The sequence below is a fragment of the Dietzia sp. KRD202 genome (genome assembly GCF_017168155.1).
Lineage (GTDB): Bacteria > Actinomycetota > Actinomycetes > Mycobacteriales > Mycobacteriaceae > Dietzia > Dietzia kunjamensis.
In genome coordinates, this window is the sequence record NZ_JABFAN010000011.1 from 1 (window position 1) to 22,817 (window position 22,817).

The 22,817-nt window shown below is 70.2% G+C and carries 22 protein-coding genes and 1 pseudogene; 10 read left to right on the forward strand and 13 right to left on the reverse strand.

The genetic code is table 11. From position 1 onward, the window contains the following. Positions 1-129: 129 nt before the first annotated feature. Both J1M64_RS06720 and J1M64_RS06725 read left to right on the forward strand, forming a co-directional pair. Positions 130-675 carry a cation diffusion facilitator family transporter gene (locus tag J1M64_RS06720; RefSeq protein ID WP_206473666.1) on the forward strand — a complete coding sequence of 182 codons (546 nt, stop codon included), beginning with the start codon at positions 130-132 and terminating at the stop codon, positions 673-675. After that, positions 672-1,598, forward strand: coding sequence for a DMT family transporter (locus tag J1M64_RS06725; RefSeq protein WP_067717485.1), 927 nt, complete (start codon positions 672-674; stop codon positions 1,596-1,598). Before J1M64_RS06720 ends, J1M64_RS06725 begins: the two co-directional genes overlap by 4 nt. Before the next feature lie 49 nt (positions 1,599-1,647). On the opposite strand, the gene J1M64_RS06730 is transcribed toward J1M64_RS06725, so the two are convergent. Then, the gene (locus tag J1M64_RS06730; RefSeq protein WP_067717482.1) at positions 1,648-3,168 is read right to left on the reverse strand and encodes an ABC transporter permease; all 1,521 of its coding nucleotides are present in this window, start codon (positions 3,166-3,168) and stop codon (positions 1,648-1,650) included. Continuing rightward, positions 3,165-3,848: an ATP-binding cassette domain-containing protein gene (locus tag J1M64_RS06735; protein WP_096907171.1), complete on the reverse strand. Its 684-nt coding sequence runs from the start codon at positions 3,846-3,848 to the stop codon at positions 3,165-3,167. Before J1M64_RS06735 ends, J1M64_RS06730 begins: the two co-directional genes overlap by 4 nt. A gap of 738 nt (positions 3,849-4,586) precedes the next feature. Between J1M64_RS06735 and J1M64_RS06740 the strand changes: the two genes are divergently transcribed. The 3 genes and pseudogenes from J1M64_RS06740 to J1M64_RS06745 all read left to right on the forward strand — a co-directional run. Then, positions 4,587-5,180: a DMT family transporter gene (locus J1M64_RS06740; protein WP_241261249.1), complete on the forward strand. Its 594-nt coding sequence runs from the start codon at positions 4,587-4,589 to the stop codon at positions 5,178-5,180. Further along, positions 5,177-5,371 carry an EamA family transporter gene (locus J1M64_RS19785; RefSeq protein ID WP_067717472.1) on the forward strand — a complete coding sequence of 65 codons (195 nt, stop codon included), beginning with the start codon at positions 5,177-5,179 and terminating at the stop codon, positions 5,369-5,371. Before J1M64_RS06740 ends, J1M64_RS19785 begins: the two co-directional genes overlap by 4 nt. 101 nt (positions 5,372-5,472) lie before the next feature. Next, positions 5,473-5,709 (forward strand): annotated as a pseudogene (locus J1M64_RS06745) (acyl-CoA dehydrogenase family protein); the annotation flags it as partial. Here J1M64_RS06745 and J1M64_RS06750 read toward each other — a convergent pair. From J1M64_RS06750 to bioB, 5 genes are all read right to left on the reverse strand, one after another. Continuing rightward, positions 5,696-6,136: a hypothetical protein gene (locus tag J1M64_RS06750; RefSeq protein ID WP_063972189.1), complete on the reverse strand. Its 441-nt coding sequence runs from the start codon at positions 6,134-6,136 to the stop codon at positions 5,696-5,698. The pseudogene J1M64_RS06745 and the gene J1M64_RS06750 sit on opposite strands and share 14 nt — an antisense overlap. Before the next feature lie 106 nt (positions 6,137-6,242). Then, on the reverse strand, positions 6,243-6,998 hold the full coding sequence (gene bioD / locus J1M64_RS06755) for a dethiobiotin synthase (RefSeq protein WP_206473668.1): 756 nt from the start codon (positions 6,996-6,998) through the stop codon (positions 6,243-6,245). Next, positions 6,995-8,179, reverse strand: coding sequence for an 8-amino-7-oxononanoate synthase (locus tag J1M64_RS06760; protein WP_206473671.1), 1,185 nt, complete (start codon positions 8,177-8,179; stop codon positions 6,995-6,997). The genes bioD and J1M64_RS06760 overlap by 4 nt, the downstream gene beginning before the upstream one ends. Continuing rightward, entirely contained in the window at positions 8,176-9,570 is a 1,395-nt protein-coding gene (locus J1M64_RS06765) for an adenosylmethionine--8-amino-7-oxononanoate transaminase (protein WP_374220843.1), read from the reverse strand. The genes J1M64_RS06760 and J1M64_RS06765 overlap by 4 nt, the downstream gene beginning before the upstream one ends. A 1-nt stretch (position 9,571) precedes the next feature. Next, a complete protein-coding gene (gene bioB / locus J1M64_RS06770) occupies positions 9,572-10,723 on the reverse strand; it encodes a biotin synthase BioB (protein ID WP_206473673.1) in 1,152 nt (383 codons plus the stop codon). 106 nt (positions 10,724-10,829) lie between these two features. Here bioB and J1M64_RS06775 point away from each other — a divergent pair, with 106 nt between their 5' ends. Then, on the forward strand, positions 10,830-11,366 hold the full coding sequence (locus J1M64_RS06775; protein ID WP_067716199.1) for a TetR family transcriptional regulator: 537 nt from the start codon (positions 10,830-10,832) through the stop codon (positions 11,364-11,366). A gap of 102 nt (positions 11,367-11,468) precedes the next feature. On the opposite strand, the gene J1M64_RS20175 is transcribed toward J1M64_RS06775, so the two are convergent. The 3 genes from J1M64_RS20175 to J1M64_RS06790 all read right to left on the reverse strand — a co-directional run bounded on the left by J1M64_RS20175 (position 11,469) and on the right by J1M64_RS06790 (position 13,624). Beyond that, on the reverse strand, positions 11,469-12,038 hold the full coding sequence (locus J1M64_RS20175) for a CAP domain-containing protein (protein WP_007628333.1): 570 nt from the start codon (positions 12,036-12,038) through the stop codon (positions 11,469-11,471). A 161-nt stretch (positions 12,039-12,199) separates the two neighbouring features. Beyond that, positions 12,200-12,850, reverse strand: a complete 651-nt coding sequence (locus J1M64_RS06785; RefSeq protein WP_007628335.1) for a CAP domain-containing protein — start codon at positions 12,848-12,850, stop codon at positions 12,200-12,202. 252 nt (positions 12,851-13,102) lie between these two features. Next, a complete protein-coding gene (locus J1M64_RS06790) occupies positions 13,103-13,624 on the reverse strand; it encodes a CAP domain-containing protein (protein ID WP_307872385.1) in 522 nt (173 codons plus the stop codon). A gap of 269 nt (positions 13,625-13,893) precedes the next feature. Here J1M64_RS06790 and J1M64_RS06795 point away from each other — a divergent pair, with 269 nt between their 5' ends. Beyond that, positions 13,894-15,957, forward strand: a complete 2,064-nt coding sequence (locus J1M64_RS06795; RefSeq protein WP_206473676.1) for an NADPH-dependent 2,4-dienoyl-CoA reductase — start codon at positions 13,894-13,896, stop codon at positions 15,955-15,957. Here J1M64_RS06795 and J1M64_RS06800 read toward each other — a convergent pair. Further along, positions 15,954-17,588, reverse strand: coding sequence for an MFS transporter (locus J1M64_RS06800; protein ID WP_307872386.1), 1,635 nt, complete (start codon positions 17,586-17,588; stop codon positions 15,954-15,956). The genes J1M64_RS06795 and J1M64_RS06800 overlap by 4 nt on opposite strands. 106 nt (positions 17,589-17,694) lie before the next feature. On the opposite strand from J1M64_RS06800, the gene J1M64_RS06805 reads away from it, so the two are divergent. Together J1M64_RS06805 and J1M64_RS06810 are read left to right on the forward strand one after the other, a co-directional pair. Further along, a complete protein-coding gene (locus tag J1M64_RS06805) occupies positions 17,695-18,834 on the forward strand; it encodes a hypothetical protein (protein WP_206473680.1) in 1,140 nt (379 codons plus the stop codon). 149 nt (positions 18,835-18,983) lie between these two features. Beyond that, entirely contained in the window at positions 18,984-19,775 is a 792-nt protein-coding gene (locus J1M64_RS06810) for a SurA N-terminal domain-containing protein (protein WP_271799211.1), read from the forward strand. 57 nt (positions 19,776-19,832) lie between these two features. On the opposite strand, the gene J1M64_RS06815 is transcribed toward J1M64_RS06810, so the two are convergent. Together J1M64_RS06815 and J1M64_RS06820 are read right to left on the reverse strand one after the other, a co-directional pair. Next, positions 19,833-19,985, reverse strand: a complete 153-nt coding sequence (locus J1M64_RS06815; protein ID WP_007628348.1) for a hypothetical protein — start codon at positions 19,983-19,985, stop codon at positions 19,833-19,835. A 4-nt stretch (positions 19,986-19,989) separates the two neighbouring features. Then, a complete protein-coding gene (locus J1M64_RS06820) occupies positions 19,990-21,078 on the reverse strand; it encodes a class E sortase (protein WP_307872387.1) in 1,089 nt (362 codons plus the stop codon). Between the two features lie 57 nt (positions 21,079-21,135). Between J1M64_RS06820 and J1M64_RS06825 the strand changes: the two genes are divergently transcribed. Further along, complete coding sequence (locus J1M64_RS06825; protein ID WP_241261250.1) at positions 21,136-22,791, forward strand: hypothetical protein; 1,656 nt, start codon at positions 21,136-21,138, stop codon at positions 22,789-22,791. Positions 22,792-22,817: the final 26 nt, after the last annotated feature.

Here is a 22,817-nt window from a genome sequence, read left to right on the forward strand (position 1 = left end):
GACGCCTCGAGCACCTCCGCGGAATCGCCCTGGGCTTCCGCAACCTCAAGCACTACATATTGCGGTCGCTCATCCACTCCGGACAGCTCCAGAACCGGATCAACGCACTCTAAATCCGGAAGGGCCGGTTTGCTCACTGAAGTCATCTCGTTGGGTCTGACATGGAAACAAAGTCGCACTGATCTGAACGTCCGCGGCGCACTGTGGCACATTCTTCAGACCTTTGTGGGCAGCCTCCTGATCATCGTCACCGCACTCGTGATCCGCTTTACCGGTTTCTTGCTGATCGACCCACTCTTGGGCATTGCTTTCGGTGTGGTATTGCTGTGGGCGAGCTGGGGCATCTTGCGGGACGCTGCCCATCTACTGATGGCGGGCACACCGACCGACCTCAGCCTTCCCGAGATCACGGCAGCACTGGAGGACACCGAGGGGGTCCAAGGGGTGCACCACGTTCACGCGTCAGCACTGACCAGCGGACGCTATATCTTCTCCGGACACCTTCGAGTGGTCGAGGGCGCCGATCCACAAACCGTCCTGCAAACAGCCTCCACTGTGCTCGAAAACAAGTTCGGGTTCTTCTTCACCACCTTGCAAGTGGAGACCGGCCACCTTGATGAGGCTGGCGCCGAAGCGATCGACATCACGCGGCCCGCGCCGAAAAATAGAACATGAAGGCGCTACTGCTTCTGGCTTTGATCACCGTGTCTGAAGCGACTATCGGCGTATTTGTCAAGCTTAGCGACGGGTTGATTCCCGTCCAGACGCTGACGTTTTACGCGATGGCCTTCGCGGCGGTGTTTCTGTTCATTGCGCGGGCACTGGCGAGCCGGGAATGGCCCCGGTTCCCGCGCGGGAACGTAAAGGACACGGTCATCATCGGCGCGCTGATCGCGGCCCAGGGCGGAGTGTTCAACTACGCCATGACGTTGGTGCCCATCGCCAATGCGGTGATATTCTGGAGTATTGCCCCGTTCTTCGTGTTCATTTTTTCTGCACTGTTTCTTGGCGAGAAGGCGCACAAGCGCTACATCGGGATTTTCGTCATTGCGTTGGCCGGTATCGCCGTGGCTAACCCGCTCAGCGGCGGTCACACCCTGGGCAATCTTGTGGCGTTGGCAACCGGGGCGATCTATGCGGCGATGATCACCTACATGCGTTATGAGGGCAAGACCGAGACGGGTAACGACATAGCCTGGTCGCTCCTGGCCGCGGCACTGGTGCTGTCGCCCTCGCTGCTGCTCGTCGGGCCCGGCAAGGTCTCAGCCACAATCTCCTATCCCGGGCTAGGTATCTCCGTGCCGGTGATGCTTTGGGTGGGGGGTTTGGGCGTGATTTCCACAGGATTCGCCTATTTCGGCATCTCCATCGTTTTGAAAGTTCTCAACGCCAATGTTTACTCGCTGGTCGATATCATTGTCTCCCCTGTGGTAGCCACGACATTGGGGTATCTGGTCTTCGCCGAAGTTCCGGCGCGGAGCACGATTTACGGGGCTGTACTGCTGCTCGGCGCCGGATTCTGGTTGACACGGGAGATGTCGCGGGGGGCAGAAAATCGAGCCGCGCACCCCTGTCAAATTGCCTCCCACCACACTTGAGAGTCCAGGGGTTCGTGCACGAGGTGAACCACGACGTCGTCTTCGACGTTTAGCTGGCTGTCCTCAGTGGGGTGCGGCCCGGTGCGGCAATCCGGTGGAACACCATGGCTGCCGCGAGCGTGATCCCAGCTAGCCAGCCAAGGGCCAGTAACGCCCCGGCGGTCTCGTCGAAACTGGGGGTGAACGCTGCGTCGGTCAAGACGCGAACAGCTCCATGGGAGGGCATCCAAGTCGCCCAGTCGGGTGGGGCGGCGTCGAACATGATGTTCTGGGCCAACCCGACATCAAGGAAAGGCAGCATGAACATCAAGTACAGGCCGCCCAGGCGCCCGACTATAGGTCCGATCAGCACTCCGAGCATGGCGTAGGTCAGGGCAACCGCCAGGGTCGCGAGCGCGAACGCCACCCACGAACGCGGTTGGAAGCTGAAGCTGGTCACGCCCAGGGAGACTGCGCTGACCAACACTGCGGCCAAGAGGATCACCCCGAGACGAGCCGCGAGCACCTCTGCGGTGCGGTAGCCGGCCACAACGAGTCGCCGGTCGGCCTCGAGTGATCCGAGCACGACGAACAGGCCAGCCAGGCCGGCCAGGAAGGCCACGGTGATCGGCACCATGATCGCTCCGTGCACATCGATCATCGAGACAATGGCGATCGTGTCCTGGCCGCGCTCGGTGAGTGCAACGGGGGTGGGCTGATCAGGGGTGATGGCGATCGACAGAGAGATGAAAAAGAAGGGAAGACCGACAAGCAGAACCCACAGTGCGACGTTGCGTCGATACTCGCGCCAGGCGAACCGCGACGCCACCCGTGTGCGCCCCCAGGTCGACTCGGGTGCACGACGACTGGTGCGGCGGTGGCCGGTAGTCAACACGAGGACACCGAACGCGAGCACCAGCCCGCCAAGGGTCCAGACCGCTGCGGCGCCAAGGTCACTGAGCGGGCCCGCGTGGCCAGTGCTGGCATCGAGCATCACCAACGTCGGAAAGTGTGAAGGGAACACGCGGGTAATCCATGAGTCGGACGGACCCATCGCCGGTCCGAGGAATACATCGAACATCCACACGAAGACGATCACCAAAGAGCCGTTGACTTCGGAGCGCACTAGCGCACCCACCGCTGTGCCGAGTCCCAGGTATATGAGGGCAAACATGACGGTGGCTGTCACTGTGCGGCCCACGTCAACCATGTCGGTACGAAGCGCCAGCGCCAGAAGTGAACCGGCAACCGCCACGCCCGCCAACGCCAGAGACGACGCCAGCCTGGCCAGCACGACCCTCGTCGGGGAGGAATCCGTGGCAGCCAGTCGTCGATCTGCCTGACGGGACCCGCTGACGTGGAAGAACCCCGCCACGCCAGCCAGAAATGCTGAGGCCCAGCCGGCGGTCACCGCCTCCAACTGTCCGAGGCTGGCTTGCCCACCCAGGATCCGGGCGAACTCGGCAATCGTGTCCGCTGTCAAGGTCACAAACACCAGGGGCACGACGCCCAGTAGCACCAAATTTATTGGACGGCGGGCATACTCGACCAGATACCGCCACGTCAACGACACAGTGAATGGGGTCGTCATCGTAAGATCGTCCTGCCGTCGACCAGGTCGTAGATGCGGTCGAAGCGCTCGGCGTCAGTGATGAAATGGCTGATGATCAACAGACTGCGCCCGGACTCGCGCCGGTCTCGGGTCAACTGCCAGAACCGCTGGTAGGTGTCCCAGTCGAACCCGGCGTAGGGCTCATCCAGTAGCAGCAGGTCAGGGTCCGGAAGCAGCGCCAAGCCGAGGTTGAGCTTGGCCCGAGTCCCCCCGGACAGCGCCTCAACGCGAGCGTGCCTCCACGCGACAAAGCCCAACGTGGTGTAGATGTCGTCTTTGGACCGCTCGATCTCGTCGTCGTCCATGCGGTAGGCCCGACCGAACAGGTCGAAGTGCTCGTCGCAGGTCAGCCTCTCGTACAGGATCGGCTCCTGCGGACAGAATCCGATGGGCCCAGTGTGGCTAATGGTGCCGCTATCTCGGGGTAAAGCACCCACTAAAATTTTCATCAGAGTTGATTTCCCCGACCCATTTTCGCCCACTAGACCCACGATCTCGCCAGGTCGAAGCTCGATGTCCGCGCCGCGCAGCACGCGTCGGGTGCGCCGTCGTGGCCACCACCCGGTTCGGTAGGACTTAGCCACACCGTGAGCGGCCAACACCACCGTCTCCCCAATAGGGCTTTCAGGCAGGCCGGTAATTGGATCCTGGTCCGTCACATCTGCTCCTCATTCAAATACTGGTAATGATCTCGCAAAAAGATGAAGTTTGGAGTCACCTCCGATGAAGGTTCAATAAACATTCTGAAAGAGCACTCCGGGATTATGGCGGTGGCATTCTTCACATTCATACTTTGAGGGAGGCTCTGCCCAACTCCGGCCGTAACACCGCATACAGTCACATTGGATGCGAGCTAGAAAATCGCGGGCCACCCACCGCGGCGAGGAGGCTACCGATGTCCGACAGAACAGAAGAGGCGATGACCTTCCAGGCAGTGCATACATGGATCGCGTCCTCTCCCGCCGCCGGTGCAGCCACCGCTGTCGAAGTAGAGGTCACCGACGCGATGAGGTGCTCTGAGCTACACCACACCCTGGTGAGGTTGCCCCTCGGTCGCGGTACGGGTGGCACAAATCGGCAGAATTCCCACTGGGCAGGCAAGGACCACCCGCTCGCCGGCCTGCCCGCCAGCGGGCTCGTCGATCCGCTCGCAACCTATTGCTTCGCTCGCAGCTCCTTGCGTGGGCCAAACCCAGCGGGCTCTTCGCGACCCTTCCCCTTGAAAGCGTCACCTCTCCCCTCCCGCGCCGATTGAGTTCTTGTAGCTCAAGACCCCCGGACCGGATGGCCAGCCCGAGCGACAAATCGGCAGACAGTCAACCGCGGGGGCGTCGATGACCTCCCCGCGAGCCGAAGGCGGATCCCCTGCGTTAACCGGCAAACCGTCCCCGCTTCGGATGTTATGGATCACCGCCGCCCTGGCTGCCTGCTTCCTCGGTATCAAATGGGGACTGCGCGATGCGCCGCTGCTGTGGTTTGCGGCCCTGCGGGCGCTACTTGGCGGTGGCGCCCTGGCTCTCGTCGCCCTCTTTCAGCGACGACAGATTCCGTCCTCTTTCACAGCGTGGGCAAAGATCACGGCCCTCGGGTTGGTCAACGTCACGTTTGCCTTCGCCGCAATGTTCGCTGGCGTCGCCGGGCTGTCCACCGGGGTCGCGGCAGTACTGGCCAACGCCCAACCATTGCTGATCTTGCTGCCCGCTTGGTGGCTGTTCGGGGAACGAATCACGGCACGGACCGGGCTGGCCCTGGGAACAGGGTTCGCCGGACTGCTTATCGTCTCGATACCCGGAGGCGGCGGATCAGGAGCGCTACTCTCGCTACTCGCGGCCGCAGCAGTAACCGCGGGCACGCTGATGGTGCGCGGTTTGGCAGACCTCGACGTCGTGGTGCTCAGCGCTGCCCACTTTTTGATCGGGGGGCTAGTACTGGCCGGGGTCGCCCTCACCGTGGAAGGCCCCCGGCCATTAACTGGACCCCGCGGTTCGTGATCGTGTTGGCATTCCTCGGCCTGGTGGCGACCGCAGCGACCACTCTGGCCTGGTTCGTAGAGGCTCAACGCTCACGGCTGTCCTCCCTGACGGTGTGGATGTTCCTGATCCCCGTGTTCGGTCTGCTGATCGGGATAGTGGTCCTCGGCGAACGACCGACTGCCTGGGTCAAGCCCCTGGAAGTGGTGTAACTGAATGGTGATCCTTCGTGGGTGGTCAGGCGGGTAGTTGCATCAGGTCATCGGTGCTCACCTCCGTCGGCGAGCTGGTGGCGGGGTCGGTGGTCAGGGTGATCAAGAGCGAACTGGACATCCCCACCGCCGCGATGGCGAAGTACTGGAGCTCCGAACGCGCTCAGCAAGTCGCCGACACCTGCCTGCAACTCCACGGCGGCTACGGCTACATGGAGGAGTATCCGATCGCGCGCGCATGGACCGACCTGCGGATCAGCCAGATCTACGCCGGCACCACCGAGATCATGAAGGAGATCATCGCCCGGTCTCTCCCGGCACCTGTCATGGGACAGTAGCGACGGCCCGCTGGCCACATTGACCTCGCCAAATTCCGTGGTGGTGACGGGCGCCGGGGCGTGTGTCGCGTGCCGGGGAACGGCTTGGACCGTCCATCAGAGGCGTGCCTGGGCTCAGACGCAATCCCTGGCCCCGGTTCATTCCCGGCACCCTGGCGTCGGTGGCGGCGAAGAAGTGCCGCAGCCGGGCCGTCGGCGTCTGTCCGCGGGCCGCTGTCGCCGGGGTCGGGCGCGAAAGCCAGTGGTAGAACCCAGAGGTCGACACGGCCAGCCGAGCGCTCATCGTGTCCACCGGGTTGGTCTCGGCGGCGTCGATTCTGCAGGTGTCGAGGTACTCGTACTCCAGCTCCTTGAGCCGTGCCCGCTCATCGAGCGTCACCTCGGTCTCGGTGCCACCGCCACCGTGGGTCTCGCGGTACTTGTTCAACCCACAGCTCGTCGTGGAATTCCTGGCTGAACGGTCTGCGAGATGCACTCACTGCTGGGTGTCATCTCGGTGGGCCCCTCACTCTGGAAGGGCCCCCTGTCCGAGCTCACCGCAGCAGGCCACACCTTTGAAGAAGTCTTGACGCTTGAAACCACCCCGGCGCGCGACTGGTGAACTCGACCGGGGCGAGCTGACCGGCACCCGCGGGGACCCGACCGAGCACCGGGACTCCGGTCAGGCGGGGCAGATCCTCGAGGTTGCAGCGCTCGGCGAGACTCGGGACGGACGGCCAGGAGCCGATGACGATCCCCGCGCAGCGTAGACCCGCGGCCCCGATGGCGCGGATGGTGAGCTCGGTGTCCGACAGCGTGCCCAGTCCCGCGCGGGCGACCACGACCACCGGGGCGTCGAGCGACCGGGCGAGGTCGAGGACGGTGAGGTCCGGGCCGAGTCGCACGAGCACACCGCCGGCGCCCTCGACGAGGTCGAGTCGCGACCCGGCGGACGCCACACCGGGGGGCTCGCCGAGCCACTCGCGGATCGGGTCGAGCAATCCGGGCAGCGTGGACTGCGGCAGGCCGGCGACGCGCGCGGCGGTCTCGGGGGCCAGCGGATCGGGCAGCCGACGGACCTCCAGCACCCGCCGGACCCCGGACAGGCGCGCGGCCTCGTGGGCGTCGCCGGGCTCGCCCGGGCCCAGTCCCGTCTGGATCGGCTTGCAGATCCCCGCGTCCAGACCCTCCGACCGGCCGAGGGCGGCCAGCGCGGCGGTGGCGACGGTCTTGCCCACGTCTGTGCCGGTGCCGGTGATGAAGACCGGCGCCGGGTCGGGCGAGGATGCGGTGCCGGGCGAGGCGGTCATGCGCGGGCCTCGTCGCGCCACACGGGCGCCGGGCCCCGGTGCCCGTGCTCGGCCAAAACCTGCGCCAGCACCTCGCTCGCCCGCGCGAGGTCGGCGTCGGAGAGGTCCGCCCGGGCGGTGAGGCGCAGCCGCGCAGTGCCCTCGGGAACCGACGGCGGGCGGAAGCACCCCACCCGGACGCCCAGCTCGAGGCACCTGCCGGCGGCGGAGACCGCGCGGGCGGGGTCGCCGAGGATCACCGACACCACCGCCGAGCGTGGCTGCTCGGCGCCGGTGACCGCGGCCAGGTGCTCGGCCACCTCCACCACGCGCGAGGCGAGCGCGGGGTCGCGGCGCAGGACGCCGAGGGCGGCGCGGGCCGCGCCCACCGCGGCGGGGGCGAGGCCGGTGTCGAAGATGAAGGTGCGCGCGCTGCTGATGAGGTGCTCGCGCACCCGCTCGGACGCCAGGACCACCCCGCCCTGCGACCCGAGCGCCTTCGACAGCGTCGCCGTGACGACCACGTCCTCGTGCCTGCTCAACCCCAGTTCGTCCACGAGCCCCCGCCCGCGGTCGCCGCGCACGCCGAGGCCGTGGGCCTCGTCGACCAGCAGGACCGCGCCGTGCGCGCGGGAGGCGCCGTGCAATGCGAGCAGGGGAGCCAGCTCACCGTCGGCGCTGTACACCGAGTCGGTGACGACCAGCGCGCGCTCCTCGGTGCGCTCGGCCAGGGCCCGGGCCACCGCGCCGACGTCCCCCCGGTCGACGACGACGACGCGGGCCCTCGCGAGCCGGCACGCGTCCACGAGCGAGGCGTGCGAGCCACCGTCGGAGACGATGAGCGATCCCCGCCCGGACAGCGCCACCACGGCGCCGAGGTTGGCGGTGTACCCGGAGGAGAACACCAGCGCGGCGGGCTTGCCAGTGAACTCGGCGAGCTCGTCCTCGAGCGCCAGATGCTCCTCCGTCGTGCCGGTGACCAGCCTCGATCCCGTCGCGCCCGCGCCCCAGCGGCGCGTCGCTGCCACGGCGGCGTCCACGACCTCGGGGTGCCGACCCAGTCCGAGGTAGTCGTTGGAGGCGAGGTCGATCACGCCGTCATCGGCCACGCGTGGGGACAGCACCCGCCGCACATGCCGGGCGGCCCGGTCGGCGGCGGCGTCGTCGAGCCAGTCCAGGGCGGGGGATGTCTGCATGGTCATCGGCCCGCCCCTGCCGCTGCAGCCCCGGCCACCGCCGCCGCACAGATCCTGTCGATCTCGTCGTCTGTAGAGGAATACGGAGGCATCGTGTAGATGAGATCGCGGAAGGGGCGTAGCCACACGCCGTGCGAGGTGATCGCCGTTGTCGTCGTCGTCATCTCCACCGGCTCGGCCAGCTGGATCACCCCGATCGCCCCGAGCACCCGCACGTCCACCACACCGGGCACGTCGAGCGCGGGCGCCAGCCCGTGGCGAAGGCGCGCCTCGATGCGCGGCACATCGCGCCGCCAGTCACCCGCGTCCACCAGGTCCAGGGAGGCGCACGCCACCGCGCACGCCAGGGGATTGCCCATGAACGTCGGCCCGTGCGCCAGGCCGCCCGCCTCGCCGGCGCTGATCACCTCGGCCACGTGGTCGGTCGTCAGCGTCGCGGCAAGGGTGAGATACCCGCCGGTCAGGGCCTTGCCCACGCACATCACGTCCGGTGCGACGCCCGCGTGGTCGGCGGCCCACAGCTCGCCGGTGCGGCCGAAGCCGGTGGCGATCTCGTCAAAGATGAGCAGGGCGCCCGTCTCGTCGGCCAGCCGCCGCAGGTCCCGCAGGTACCCGGGGTGGTGGAAGCGCATGCCGCCCGCGCCCTGGACCACCGGCTCGACGATGATCCCCGCCAGTTCGTCGGCGCTGGAACGGATCACCCGCTCGAACTCGGCGACGTAGTCAGCGCAGTGGTCGGCGGGCGGCGCGGGCGCGAAGACCTGCTCGGTCACCACGCCGCGCCACATCGCGTGCATGCCGCCGTCGGGATCGCACACGCTCATGGGCGCCAGCGTGTCGCCGTGGTAGCCGCCGCGCCACGTCGCCAGCCGGGTGCGTTCGGTCCGGTCGAGCGAGCGCTGGTACTGGATCGCCATCTTCGCGGCCACCTCTACGGATACAGAGCCCGAGTCCGCGAGGAACACCTTGGTCAGCTCGCCCGGCGCCATGCGGGCGAGTCGGGTCGCCAGTTCGACGGCCGGTGCGTGCGTGAGCCCGCCGAACATCACGTGGCTCATCGTGTCGACCTGCCGGTGCGCGGCGGCGTCGAGGTGCGGGTGCCGGTAGCCGTGGATGGCCGCCCACCACGAGCTCATGCCGTCGATGAGCTCGCGCCCGTCCGCCAGCCGCAGCCGGACCCCCGAGGCGGAGACGACCGGCAGCGGCTCTGTGCTCCCCGGGAACCCGCCGTAGGGGTGCCAGACGTGCTCGGCGTCGGCGGCGAGCAGCGCGGTGGTGGCGGCCTGTTCGGCGTCGGCGGCCAGCATCGCCGCGGCGTCGTCCGGGGTGGAGGGGGAGGAGGGAGTGTCGACGACGACGAGGTCCCGGGCACCGGGAGAGTGGACCGAGGCGGACATGTCAGGCGTTCGCGGGCTCGCTGGTGCCGGCCCCGCGGGTGCGGATGGCCACCTTCTGGTCCCGCCCGGTGGCGACGGCGGGCGTGGCCGGCCCGGCGGTATTCGCGGGCGCGTTCGCGGTGGCGGCCTCCACGGTCCCGTCCCCGGTGTCCCCGGCCGGGTGGTCCATCTGGAGGACCTCGAGGCCGGCGTCGGCGATCATCTGCAGGTCCTCGCCGCCGGGCTGGCCCTCGCTGGTGAGGTAGTCGCCCAGGAAGAGTGAGTTGGCCACGTAGAGGCCCATGCCCTGGAGGTAGCCGAGGTGGCGTTCGCGGCCGGCGGCCATCCGGATCTCGGTGTCGGGGGCGACGAAGCGGACCATCGCGAGGATGCGCAGGCAGTCCCGCGGGTTGAGGGTGTCCACGCCCTCGAGCGGGGTGCCGTCGAAGGGCAGCAGGAAGTTGACCGGGATCGAGTCGACGTCCTTGGCGCGCAGGTCGAAGGCGAGCTCGACGAGCTGGTCGTGCGTCTCTCCCATGCCGGCGATGAACCCCGAGCACGCCGAGAGTCCGGCGCCGTGGGCCTGGGCGACGGTGTGCTCGCGGTCGGCGTAGGTGTGGGTGGTGCAGATGTCCTCGTAATGGCTCTCGGCCGTGTTGAGGTTGTGGTTGTAGGCGTCGGCGCCGCTGGAGCACAGCTTCTCCGCCTGGCCGTCCTTCAGGGCGCCCAGGCAGGCGCACACCTCGACGCCCGGGGTGTCGGACTTGATGGCCTCGATGATGTCGGAGACCTTGCCGACCTCGCGGTTGCTGGGGCCGGTGCCGCTGGCGACCAGGCACACGCGGGAGGCGCCGGCCGCGATGCCCGCCTTGGCCGCGGTGACGGCCTCGTCGGTGTCGAGCCAGGTGTAGCGCAGGATGCCGGCGGTGGAGTTGAGCCGCTGGGAGCAGTAGAAGCAGTCCTCCGGGCACAGGCCGCTCTTGAGGTTGACCAGGTAGTTGACCTTGACCTTGTTGCCGAAGTGCTCGTACCGCAGCCGGGACGCGGCCGCGACCACCTCCATGAGCTCGGAGTCCGGGGACCGGAGCACGGCGAGGGCGTCCGCCGCGGTGACGACTCCGCCGTCGAGTACGTGATCCGCGAGCTCGTGCCAGCGGGGGGTCGTGATGGCCATGGTTCCTCCTGAACGGCGTTCATTGAACGCCGTTCAAGCTAGCGCACGGTCGTCGACTTGTACAGCGTTCAGGAGAGGGTTGTGGCGGCCGGTAGGATCGGCGCCCGTGGCCCTGACAAAGACGGCGGTCGTCGACACCGCCCTGGAACTGCTCCGCGAGTCGGGGCTCCCCGGCATGTCGATGCGCACGTTGGCGACCCGGCTGGGGGTCCAACCGAGCGCGCTGTACTGGCACGTTCCGTCCAAGCAGGCGCTGCTCACGGTCGTCGCGGAGCGCATCCTGGCGACGATGGGTCCCGTCGGGGAGGGGAACTCGGCCGCCGACGAACTACGGGCGGTGGGTCAGGCGCTGCGCGCGGCCGTCACGGGCGTTCCGGACGGCGCCGAGATCGTGGCGCTGGGTCTGGCGGCGGGTGCGGTGAATCCGGTCGCCGAGGTGGTCGAGGCGGCGTGCTCCCGCCACGGACTCGAGGGCCGCGCGCCGGGGTTGACCACGGCCCTGACGGGCTACGTGGTGGGCCTGAGCCTGGAGGAACAGACCCACCACAATCTCACGGTCGCCGACCCCGCGACGCCGACGGTCGAGTTCGATCCGCGCTTCCGGCAGGGGCTCGACGCGATGCTCGCGGGTGTCCAGGCCTGACGACTCCCATCGAGAAGAGCGTCCGGCCCACGTCTGGCGAGTAGACGTGGGCCGAACGCTCTTGTCGATGACGCTGACCGCCCGGGGCGGGGCGTGGGCGCGTCAGTACCGGGCGAAGACCTGGGTGGCGTAGAGCTTGCCGTCCGCGGCCACCGCGGCGCCGACGCCCATCGAGGTGTGGCCCGGGTTGAGCAGGTTCACGCGGTGGCCGGGGGAGGCCATCCACTGGTCCACGAGCTGCTGCGGGGTGGCGTGCGCGTAGTTCTGCAGCACGTTCTCGCCGTAGTGGCCCCACCCGGCGGGGATCTGCGCGCCCACGTCCGGGTTGTGGAACATGCGGTTCTGCGCGGCCTGCGTGCCGCTCCAGTTGGTGGCCACCGCGGTGAGGCCGCCGTTGACGGCGAGAGGGGCGAGGCCGTGTGCGGTGCGGGCGGCGTTGGTGGCGCCCTCGAGCTGGGCCCGGTACTCGGCGGAGGCGGGGTCGATCGTCGGCGCGGTGCCGGCGGGGGCGGGGTTGGCGAAACCGATCGTCAGGCCCGGGAGGTGGATCTGGGGCAGCTGGATCTGCGGCGCCTGGGCCGAGGCCTGCGGGGCCGCGTTCAGGGCGAGGGTGGCGGAAGCCGCGGCGGCCAGGATCAGGCCACGACGCAGGTGCTGGAGGGCTCGGGTCACGAGTGTCGGTACCTTTCGGGTGCTGGGGACCCGACGTCGGGTCGCCGAGCGCAACGGTAGGAACCGGCTCCAGCCCTAAGCCAGCCGTCATCACCCCGTAACCACCGTGAGCAGGGGAGGGGCGTTATCCACCCCACCCCCGCTGGACGATCGTCCGGCAGTCAGTCGCGGGCGAAGTCCTGCACCACGTGCACTGTGCCGTCCTCGGCGGTGGCCACGCCCACGCCCACTCGGACGAACCGGCCGTCCAGCATCCGATCGCGCATGCCGGTGTCGGAGAGCAGGGCCGAGAGTGCCTTCTGCGGGGTCGCGCCGGCGGGCAGCGCGAGAACGGTGCGGTCGCCCGCCGGGTCCACGTCCGAGTCCGCGCCGGGGGCAGCGGCGTCAGGGGTGTCGGTGTCGGCGTCGACCCGTGCATCGGCGGGGACGGTCACCTCGCCGGTCGTGGGGTCACCCGCGGCGAGCTGGGCGGCCCGCTCGCGGGCTGACGCTTCGAGTCGGGGGTCGGTGATGAGCCGGTCGGCGCCCACCACGAGGCGGGCCTCATTGACGGCGGCCACCACGCTGCCCTCGAACGCCATCAGCCTGATCTCCTCGGGCAGCAGATCGTCCGCGGCCGCGGCGGCCGGGTCGGCCACCGGGGCGGAGGGTGCCCCGGGAGCGTCCGGGGCGAGGGAGGCCAAGCCGGGGATGGTGGCGAAGAACGGCAACGCGAGCTCCAGTGAGCCCTGCGCGGCGGCCGTGCCCGTGCCGGAGGCGAGCAGGAGGGCGGCCGCGCCGGTGGCGACGGCGGAACGAAGGGGATGACGCACGCGATGGTCCTTTCCTCGGGCCGCAGCTCGCGCCGCGGCCTGCGTGTGGAGCGTGTTCCGGATCGGACGGTGCCGCCCGAACTAGTTCACTGCTGCCTCTGTCGTCACTCTAGTCACATGCGTTACACCGATGCGATTCCCATTCGTATGCCCGCGCGCGAGTGGGCGCCGAGACGACGGCGCCCCCGCTGCCGGCGTGGACCGGGGCGGGGGCGTCGAGGAAGTCGGGGCGGCCGAGGTGGGCCGCGGGGGTCAGGTCAGTCGGACGAAGTTCTGGGTGGAGTACAGCTTCCGGCTGTCGGCGACCTCCACGCCCACACCGAGGTGGGTGTGCAACGGGTTGAGCAGGTTGAGGCGGTGCGGCAACGAGTTCATCCACTGCTGGACGAGCGCCTCGCCGGAGGCGCCGCACCAGTTCTGCAGCACGTTCTCGCCGTAACTCTTCCAGTCCCCGTCACTCAGCGGAGATCCGTCGTAGGTGATCTCCATCAGCGTCTCGATCTGCGGGTTGTGGGTCATCTTGTCCACGCTGGCCATCTGCTCGCTCCAGTCCTGGGCGATCCGGTCCAGGCTGGCGAGGCGCGTGACGGGGTTGAGGCCGCGGGAGACGCGCTCGCGGTTGGTGTACTCGTGAATGTCCGCGATCACCTGCTCGGTCTCCGCCGGGGTCGCCTGCTCACAGGGGGCGGGCGCGCCCACGGTGAACTGGAGCGACTGGGCTTCCTGAGGGGTTGGGGGAACGTCGGGGGAGGACATGTGACCGAGGGAAGCCACGAATCTGAGGATAAGGTCAGTTCTTCGAGATCGCCGCATTATCGACCCCCGCGACACAATTTTGTGCACCCTCAAAACTGCAGGTCAGGCGCCCAAGTTGCTGACTCGTCACACAGACGTTCGTCCAGCAAGGCGTGCGACGCCTCCGGATCGATGTTCGGGCGTGCCCCTGATCGGCCCGCATCGCCACGCCGGTCCGGACGCCCCGGTGAGCGAAAATTCCTCTACGGCGGGGTCGGGCGACCGGATACCGGGCAGAATCAGCCCCCATGGGCCACAGTCACTCTCACCTCCTCAGTCCCCTCGCCGTCGGGCATCTCACCCTGCGCAACCGCGTGGTCATGGGGTCCATGCACACCGGGTTGGAGGACCGCTCGAAGCACCTGCCCGAGCTCACCGCCTACTTCGCCGAGAGGGCGCGCGGCGGTGCCGCCCTCATGGTCACCGGCGGGTACTCGCCCAACGTGGAGGGGTGGCTGCTGCCGGCCGGGTCGATGATGGCCTCGCGCCGGATGGCCGACAAGCACCGCGGCCTCACCGACGCCGTCCATGCCGAGGGCGCCCACATCCTCCTGCAGGTCCTCCACGCCGGCCGCTACGGTTACCAGCCGTTCGTCCGCTCGGCCGCGTCGACCAAGTCGCCGATCAGCATGTTCCGAGCGCGCGCCTTGAGCGCCCGGGGTGTCGAGCGGACGATCGACGACTGGGTCCGCGCCGCCCGCCTGGCCCGGCGCGCGGGGTACGACGGCATCGAGATCATGGGCTCCGAGGGCTACCTCATCAACCAGTTCCTCGCCGCCCGGACCAACGACCGCACCGACTCGTGGGGCGGCACCGCGAGCAGGCGGATGCGGTTCCCCGAGGAGATCGTGCGCCGCATCCGCGCCGAGGTGGGCCGCGACTTCCTGCTGCAGTACCGGATCAGCCTGCTCGACCTGGTCGACGGCGGCCAGACGTGGGAGGAGACCGCCGAACTCGCGCAGCGCCTCGAGGCCGCGGGTGTCGACGTGTTCAACACCGGCATCGGCTGGCACGAGGCCCGAATCCCCACCATCGTCACCTCCGTGCCGCGGGCCGCGTTCGTCGACCTCACGGCCCGGCTCAAGCAGACCGTCGGTGTCCCGGTGATCGCGTCCAACCGCATCAACACCCCGGACATCGCGGAGCAGATCATCGCCGGCGGTCAGGCGGACCTGGTGTCCATGGCGCGGCCGCTGCTGGCGGACCCGGCGTTCGCCGCCAAGGTCGCCGAGGGGCGGGCCGACGAGATCAACATCTGCATCGCCTGCAACCAGGCCTGCCTCGACCACACCTTCGCCAACAAACGTGCCTCCTGCCTGGTCAATCCGCGCGCCGGCCGCGAAACCGAGCTCCTGCTCACCGTGGCCCCCACCCGGCGGCGGGTGGCGGTGGTCGGCGCGGGACCCGCGGGGCTGGCGTGCGCCGAGGCCGCCGCGTCCCGCGGGCTCGCGGTGGAGGTCTTCGAGGCGGAGGACGAGCTCGGCGGGCAGTTCCGCTACGCGATGCGCGTGCCGGGCAAGGAGGAGTTCGCGGCGTCGATCGCCTATTTCAGCCGGCGCCTGGACGTCCTCGGCGTGCCGGTGCACCTCGGCCGCCGCGCCCACCCGGACGATCTCGCGGGCTTCGACCACGTGGTGATCGCCACCGGGGTGCGGCCGCGCGAGATCACGATCCCCGGCGCCGATCACCCCATGGTCATGACCTATCCCGAGCTGCTCACCGGCGCGCGTACCCCCGGCCGCCGGGTCGCGGTGATCGGCGCCGGCGGCATCGGCGTGGACGTCTCGCAGTTCCTGCTGGCGGGCGGGCCCGGGATCGCCGTCGACGGCCGCGAACCGAGCGGCCACGCCACGGATGTGGAGGCGTGGCGGCGCCACTGGGGCGTGACCGATCCGGCGCTCGAGCGCGCGGGACTGGGCACTGCCGTGCACGCCGAGCCGGCCCACGAGGTGCACCTGCTCCAGCGCAAGACCTCCCGCATCGGCCGGGGCCTGGGCAAGACCACCGGCTGGGTGCACCGCGCCGAGCTCGAGGCCGGCGGCGTGCGGAAGCACACCGGGGTGACCTACGTGAAGGTCGACGACGACGGGCTGCACATCCTCGACGCCGACGGCCGTCCGCAGGTGGTGCGCGTGGACTCGGTCGTGGTGTGCGCGGGCCAGGAATCGGTGCGCGACCTGGTGGGGGTGGCCGATCAGCTGGGCGGCGGGGTGAACGGACGGGTCCACGTGATCGGCGGCGCGGACGTGGCCGCCGAGCTCGACGCCAAGCGCGCGATCAAGCAGGGAGTGGAGCTCGCGGCAGCCCTCTAGGAACCGCAGCGCACCTCGCGGCGGCGGTCGACGATGCTGAACGCCAACGCGCCCGCGGCCAGCGCGGCGATCAGCCCGAGCGCCACCCGGAACGCGAGCAGCCAGTCGTCCTGGGTCTCGACGATCCAGAACAACACGCCCGGCACCATCGCCGTGCCCACCGCGGTGCCCATGCGCTGGCCCAGCGAGATGATGCTGCCGGCGACCCCGCCGTACTCGGGGTCCACCGCGCGCAGGGTGAGCGTCTGGTTGGGGGAGATGGTCATGCCCTGCGCGGTGCCCATCATCGCGGCGGGGACCATGAAGATCAGGTAGCTCACCGCCCCGGACTCCACGACGCCCGCGAGCAGGATGAACGTCAGCAGCGCGGTGATGGTCAGGCAGAAACCGCCGATGACCATCCGCCGCCCGAGTCGGAGCACGAACCGTCCCGCGACCTGCGCCGAGATGGCGGCGAGGACCGAGGCGGGCAGGCTGATGAACGCCGAGTCGATGGGCGCGTAGCCCAGGTGGAACTGCAGGTACATCGGCATGACGATCCACAGGCTGGTGCCGCCCACGAAGTAGATCGACACGATGATCATGCCGTTGCGGAACGCCGGGTCACGGAAGATGTCGGGATTGACCAGGGGCGGCCGCCCGATCCGCTCGTACCGCCGCTCCCACCACACGAACGCGGCCATGAGGCCCAGCCCGACCGGCACCAGGGCCCAGTAGGCGAGGTTCCCGCCACGGGTCAGGAAGGGCAGCATCAGAGACAGCACGGCCACGCCGAGCAGGACGATGCCGACCGGGTCGAGGTCCAGTCGCTTCCGCCGGCCCCGGTGCCGGGGCTTCGGCAGAGGTGCGTTCGTCGCGGCTGCGACCTGGGCGGCGCGCCTGGCCTCGTCGTCGTCGTGGTCGTCGTCGTCCCCACGCTCGTCCCCAGCCCCGGCGTCGCCGCCGCGCTCCGCGGACAGGCGCGCCATGTCGCCGGCACGCGCGGCGGACCCACCGACGTCGGGCCCCGCCTCGCCCGGCGGGAGGCGGCGGTCGTCGGGCAACCAGCGCCAGCCCAGCACCAGCGCCAACGCGCCGAGCGGCACGTTGACCAGGAACATCGCGCGCCACCCGAGGTCATCGCCGAGGACCTCGATGAGCAACCCGCCGACCAGCGGCCCGGACGCGGTGGCGATGGAGACCGTCGTGGCCAGCGTGGCGAACGCGCGCGCCCGCGCCCCACCCCGGAAGTACTTCTGGATGAGGCCGAACGTCTGCGGGTTGAGCATCCCCGACCCCACGCCCTGGATGAGGCGCGCCAGGTTGAGCATCTCGATCGACTGGGCGAACCCGGCGACCACCGCACCGCCCACGAACACCGCCACGCCCGCCAGGAACAGGCGCTTGCGCCCGGTCGCGTCGCCCAGCCGACCCGACGGCACGAGCAGCAGCCCGAACGCCAGCGCGTACCCGGACACCACCCACTGCAGGCCGCGCGAATCCGAGTCCAGGGCGGTGCCGATCACCGGCAGCGCCACGTTGATCACCGACAGGGCGAGCAACGCCATGAACATCGGGACCATCAGCGTGGTGAGGACCCGGGCGGTGCTCACCGGCCGGGGCGTCGGGGTCGTCACGGGCTCGTCTGTCACTTCCGCGATGGTAGCCACGGTGGACGTCCCGGGCCCGAAGGTCACGGCCGCGCAACAACCCTGTCACGACCTACCCGAGCGCCGCCGCGATCAGTAGCGTCGGGTCATGGCTGATGTCACCCGCACCGCAGAAGTCGATCCGATCCCCTTGACCGACCTCGCCGAGCTGGGCACCGCCAGCGGCCGGGCCGTGTCGATCTTCCTGCCCACGGCCCGGGCCGGGGCAGAGGTCCGCGAGAACCCCATCCGCGCCAAGTCGCTCATCAAGGACGCCGAGACCCGGCTCAAGGCGCACGGCGTGGCCCAGGAGGAGTCCGACGAGATCCTCGGCCCGCTGGTCGCCCTGCTGGAGGACGACGCGTACTGGCAGCGCCTGTCCGACGGTCTCGCGCTGTTCGCGTCGAAGGGGTTCTGGCGCGCGTACCGCCTGGCCACGCAGGTCACCGAAGCGGTCCACGTGAGCGACCGGTTCGCCGTCCGGCCGATCGTGCCGGCCGCGGTCGGCGACGGCGAGTTCCTGGTCCTCGCGGGCAGTCAGAACAAGGTCCGACTCCTCGAGGGCACCGCCTCGACGATCCGCGAGCTCGAACTGGGCTCGATCCCGTCCTCGATCGATGACATGGCCGGCGACATTCAGCCGCCCTCGCACCAGCAGCAGCGGTTCAGCGGGGCCGCCGGCGCCGGCCCCGGGGCGAACAGGGCCGGCGGGGGGATGGTGCACAGTCACGGCACGGGCGCCGAGGTCGGGGACGTGCAGCGGGAGAAGTTCCTGCGGCAGATCGCGAAGGGGCTGCAGGAGGCGCTGCGCCCCAACGATCGGCGGCCCGTCGTCCTGGCGGCGGTGACCGAGCACCTCCCGCAGTTCCGCGGGTACCTGAACTACGAACACCTGGTGGACGAGGTGGCCGCCGGCAACCCGGACGCCCTGTCGCCCGCCGAATTGCACGAGCGCGCGTGGGCGGTGGTCCGGCCGGCGATGCAACGGCAGTCCGACGCGGTCGCGGAACGCTTCGGTGACGCGATCGGCGCCGGTCGCGCACTGGCCGGTGGCGGGTCGGACATCCTGCACGCCGCCCGCGAGGGACGCGTCGAGACACTGCTGCTCACCCGCCGCCGCTGCACCGCCGAGCACGGCCCCGACGATCTGGACACCGCGGTCGGTCAGGTCCTGGCCACGTCCGGATCGGTGGTCGTGGTGGACTCCCTGCCGAAGGACGTGGCGGAGGGCGCGATCCTCCGATTCTGACCCCCGACGCCGGCCCCCGACGCCGACGTGGGTGCGGGCGGCGCGTGACGGCGCGCTGCCCGCACCCGCTGGCGTCTCGTGCACAGCTCCCGCTCAACTCGGATGTGTAGCGTCGCGGCTTCACGCACACGTCAACGTCAGGAGATCGAGTGCGCTCACGAACATGGAGGTCGGCGGTCGCCGCCGCAGGACTCGTACTGGTGGTCGCGGGGTGCGGCGCCGGGGGCGACGACGACGAGGGCGGCGCCGCCCAGACGCAGGCAGCAGCCGAGCAGTCCGAACAGGCAGCTGAGCCCGGGCAGGAGAGCGAGCAGTCCGCGGACGGGCCCGACACCTCCGACATCCCCGACCCGGTGGCCGAGGTGAACGGCACCGAGATCTCACGCGACGAGTTCCTGTCGGTGTTCGAGAACCAGTACCAGCAGATGAGCATGCAGGCCCAGATGTCCGGCCAGCCCGTCGACGAGGCCCAGCTCAAGGAGCTGACCACCGACGGGTTGATCGGCACCGAACTGCTCACGCAGGAGGCCGGCACTCGGGGGATCGAGGTTTCCGATGAGGAGATCCAGGCCGAGTTGGCCGTGTTCGCCGAGCGCAACCAGGTCAGCACCGACGAGTTCGTCGAGGCGATGGGCGGGCAGGGCCTGGACCGCGCGGCCGTGCTGGACCAGATCGACAAGCAGTTGCGCGTCCAGAAGCTGATCACCGACGAGTACGGGGTGTTCGAGGCGACCGACGCCGAGGTGCAGGCCGCCTACGAGCAGGTCGCGCAGCAGCAGGCGATGTCCGGCGGTGGTGCGGCCGGCGGTGGCGGGCTGCCGCCGCTGGAGCAGGTGCGCGGCCAGGTCGAGGAGCAGGTGCGGGCCGAGAAGGAGGCCGGCGCGATGGAGGAGCTGTCGCAGAAGCTGCGCGCGGATGCGGACGTGACCGTCCACATCTAGTGGTCCCGCCGCGGTGACGTCGCCGCCACGGTCACGGCGACTGCGCGGCGGTTCTGTCTATACGGTGACGTCGGTGTGCGGCAGCTGCTGCGCCACCCACGGGAACACGACCTCCATGAGCAGCAGGAACACGGCCGCCAGCAGGATGAGGACGAGCGCGACCCTGACCGGCCGCGGGCCGGGCAGGGATCGCCACAGGTAGGCGTACATCGGCTCACTCCTCCAGGGCGGCCGGGCGGCCGTCGGTCTTCGCGGTGGTCTCCACGAGGGCGGCGTGCACGATGAGCCGCTCGGCGTTGGAGTACATCGGGTGGCAGGTGGTCAGGGTGAGCAGGCGCTCGGGGGCCTCGGTCGCGTCGTCCGCGCCCGCCGCGCCCGCTGCGCCCGCTGCGCCCGCTGCGCCCGCTGCGCCCGCCTCGCCCTCTGCGCCTGCCTCGCCCGCCGCGCTGGCCTCGCCCGCTGCGCCTGCCGCACCGGGCACCGGGGCGATCACCTCGACCGCGTCGGGGGTCGTGATGTGCCGGCCCGCGACGTGGGCGTAGTCGCCGACGGCGACGCGGTCGGCCTGCAGCGGGGTGAGGCACTCGCGGGCGGCCGCGAGCCGATCCGCGCCCCCGGGCTGCACCGGCAGGAGCCGGTAGGTCTGCCACTGCGTCTCGGTCTCGATGACGATCGCGTCGCACGAGTCCAGCCGGTCGAGGTGCTCGAAGACGGCGCCGGAGCCGTTGCGGTGGCCCGCGAGCGCGGCGTTGCCCGGTTCGCCGGGCAGCTGGGTCCCGGGGTAGTGGCCCGGCCCGGTGCGCAGGTCCTCGGCGCGCGTCCCCTCCACCACCGCGTAGACCGCGTCTGGGCCGAGCGTCGGCAGGTGGATCCGGGCGAAGGGGTCGCCGAGCGTCGGCACGGGCGGCGGGACCGGATCGCCGGCGGGCCGACCGGCCGCGTCGGGGCCACTCGCGTCGGGGACGGGGCCGTCGCCCCACTTCTCCTCGAGCCCGGCGGCGGCCTCGGCCTGCAGTCGCCCGGAGGCGAGGTTCGTCCAGAACGCCTCGTAGAACACGTACAGCAGCAGGACCGCACCCACGGTGAGCAGCAGTTCGCCGAGGATCTGGCCGACGCCCGGTGCGCGGCGGGGCTCGCCGGGCGAGCGGCGGGGCTCGCCGGGCTCGCGGCGGGAGTCGCCGGCTGCGCTGCGGGCCGGTGTGCGCGACGGGGCCGGTATGCGCGATGGGTCGGGGGGCCGGCTCATCTGCTCGACCACCCCGGTGCATGCCCGTTCCTCGGCGCCACGCTGGAATCGTCTCACGACCGGATCCGGGGACATCGCGGTGCCGGCGGTGATGGAATCAACCCCATGCGCTCGATGAGACGGAAGCCCCCGGCGGGGACGGTCCGGGTTGCCCGGAGGGTCTCGGCCGCCGGGGCGGTCACGGCTGCGGCGTTGATCGTTGGGCTCGGCACCGGCGCGGTCCTGCTGCCCGCCTCTGCCACCGCGCAAGCACCGTCGGCGCCCGCCGTCGCCGCGCCGCAGGCGGCCGCCCCGCCCGGGCTCGGCCCCGCGGGCACGGCCACCGTCCACGGCGATGCGGCCTCGACCGACACCCTGCCCGGCCGCGGTCCCGGCACGACCCCGGCGGTGGCGTCAGCGCTCACCGGAGCCACCTGCTCGACCGTCTTCGTGGGCACGGACGGCCTCCCGGTCGCGCTGTGCACCTCGTACGTCGGACTCACCCCGCCCACCCCGCTCGCGCCGACGGTCAAGTTGTTCCACCCCGACACCGCGGCAGTGCTGGCGGAGGTGCAGTTGGCCAAGGGAGCGCTGCTCGGCGGGGTCTACGGGTACCTCGACGACCGCGACCGGGTGGTCGTCGCGGACGGCAACCGCAGGCTGTTGGCCGTCGGGCACGAACGCACCGACGCCGGCCCGTGGCGCATGACGGTCGACGTCCTGGCCGATCTCTCCCCGGCCGTCCCGGCCGGCGATGCGGTCACCGGCCTCATGCCCGCCTTCGACGGGCGGGTGTGGTTCGCCACCTCCGGCGGGGTGGTGGGGACCGTGCGGCCCGGGGGCGACGACGACGAGCTCCGCAGTCTCGCCCTGCCGGCAGGGGAGAAGATCACCAACGGGCTGACGGTCCGGCCCGGCGGCGCGTCGGTGATCACCACCCGCGCCCTCTACGAGATCGACAGCTCCGAGGACGGGACGCCGAGCGTGCGCTGGCGGCGCGGCTACGAGGTGGGGCAGGCGCGGAAACCGGGCCTGCTCGCGCACGGGTCGGGGACCACGCCCACCTACTTCGGGCCCGGTGACTCGCTCGTGGCGATCACCGACGACGCCGAGCACCCCGAGGTGATCGTCCTGCGCCGCGACGACGGGTCGCAGGTGTGCCGGATGCCGGCGTTCGCCACGACCCTGCGGCCCGACTCCGCCGCCGACGGGGTCCTCATCGACGGGCCCGCGGCCACCGAGAACTCGATCATCGCTTCCGGGAACGCGCTGGTGCTGGTCAACACGTACGGGTTCGAGTACCCGCCGTTCGCCGTCGACGGTCCCGCGGTGCCCCCGTCGGCGCCGTACACGGGCGGGATGACCCGAATCGACGTGCGATCCGACGGGGCCGGGGGACCGGACGGCGTCGGCGTCGGCGCCGGAGACGACGCGTGCTCGCGCGCGTGGACCTCGCTGTCCCGGACGGCGTCGCTGCCGAAGCTCACCACCGGCGACGGGCAGATCCACGCGCTGGCCTACGGCCCGCCCCGAGTGTTGTCCGCGCCCGGCTCCGCGACCGACCCGGGGCTCGCCTCGGCGCTCGATCAGGGTCTGGCGCAGAAGTTCGGGCCCGTCGACGTGACCTCGACCGATGTGGAGACCGGCCGCGAGGTGGCCCGCAGCTTCCTCGGCCACGCCCCGCTGGACGAACCGATGGAGCTCACCGGCACCATCGCCTCCCGCGGCGACGCGCCCGGCGTGATGTGGCAACCCACCCTCACGCGCATGCTCCGCATCGGCCCCGCCTGACGCCGATCGCGCGACCGCTGCAACGC

What these genes read in the sequence shown, in the direction of transcription:
- J1M64_RS06725 (WP_067717485.1), top strand. Translation starts at nt 672, where the DNA reads ATGAAGGCGCTACTGCTTCTGGCTTTGATCACCGTGTCTGAAGCGACT.
- J1M64_RS06730 (WP_067717482.1), bottom strand. Translation starts at nt 3,168, where the DNA reads ATGACGACCCCATTCACTGTGTCGTTGACGTGGCGGTATCTGGTCGAG.
- J1M64_RS06740 (WP_241261249.1), top strand. Translation starts at nt 4,587, where the DNA reads ATGTTATGGATCACCGCCGCCCTGGCTGCCTGCTTCCTCGGTATCAAA.
- bioD (WP_206473668.1), bottom strand. Translation starts at nt 6,998, where the DNA reads ATGACCGCCTCGCCCGGCACCGCATCCTCGCCCGACCCGGCGCCGGTC.
- J1M64_RS06760 (WP_206473671.1), bottom strand. Translation starts at nt 8,179, where the DNA reads ATGACCATGCAGACATCCCCCGCCCTGGACTGGCTCGACGACGCCGCC.
- J1M64_RS06765 (WP_374220843.1), bottom strand. Translation starts at nt 9,570, where the DNA reads ATGTCCGCCTCGGTCCACTCTCCCGGTGCCCGGGACCTCGTCGTCGTC.
- bioB (WP_206473673.1), bottom strand. Translation starts at nt 10,723, where the DNA reads ATGGCCATCACGACCCCCCGCTGGCACGAGCTCGCGGATCACGTACTC.
- J1M64_RS06795 (WP_206473676.1), top strand. Translation starts at nt 13,894, where the DNA reads ATGGGCCACAGTCACTCTCACCTCCTCAGTCCCCTCGCCGTCGGGCAT.
- J1M64_RS06805 (WP_206473680.1), top strand. Translation starts at nt 17,695, where the DNA reads ATGGCTGATGTCACCCGCACCGCAGAAGTCGATCCGATCCCCTTGACC.
- J1M64_RS06815 (WP_007628348.1), bottom strand. Translation starts at nt 19,985, where the DNA reads ATGTACGCCTACCTGTGGCGATCCCTGCCCGGCCCGCGGCCGGTCAGG.
- J1M64_RS06825 (WP_241261250.1), top strand. Translation starts at nt 21,136, where the DNA reads ATGAGACGGAAGCCCCCGGCGGGGACGGTCCGGGTTGCCCGGAGGGTC.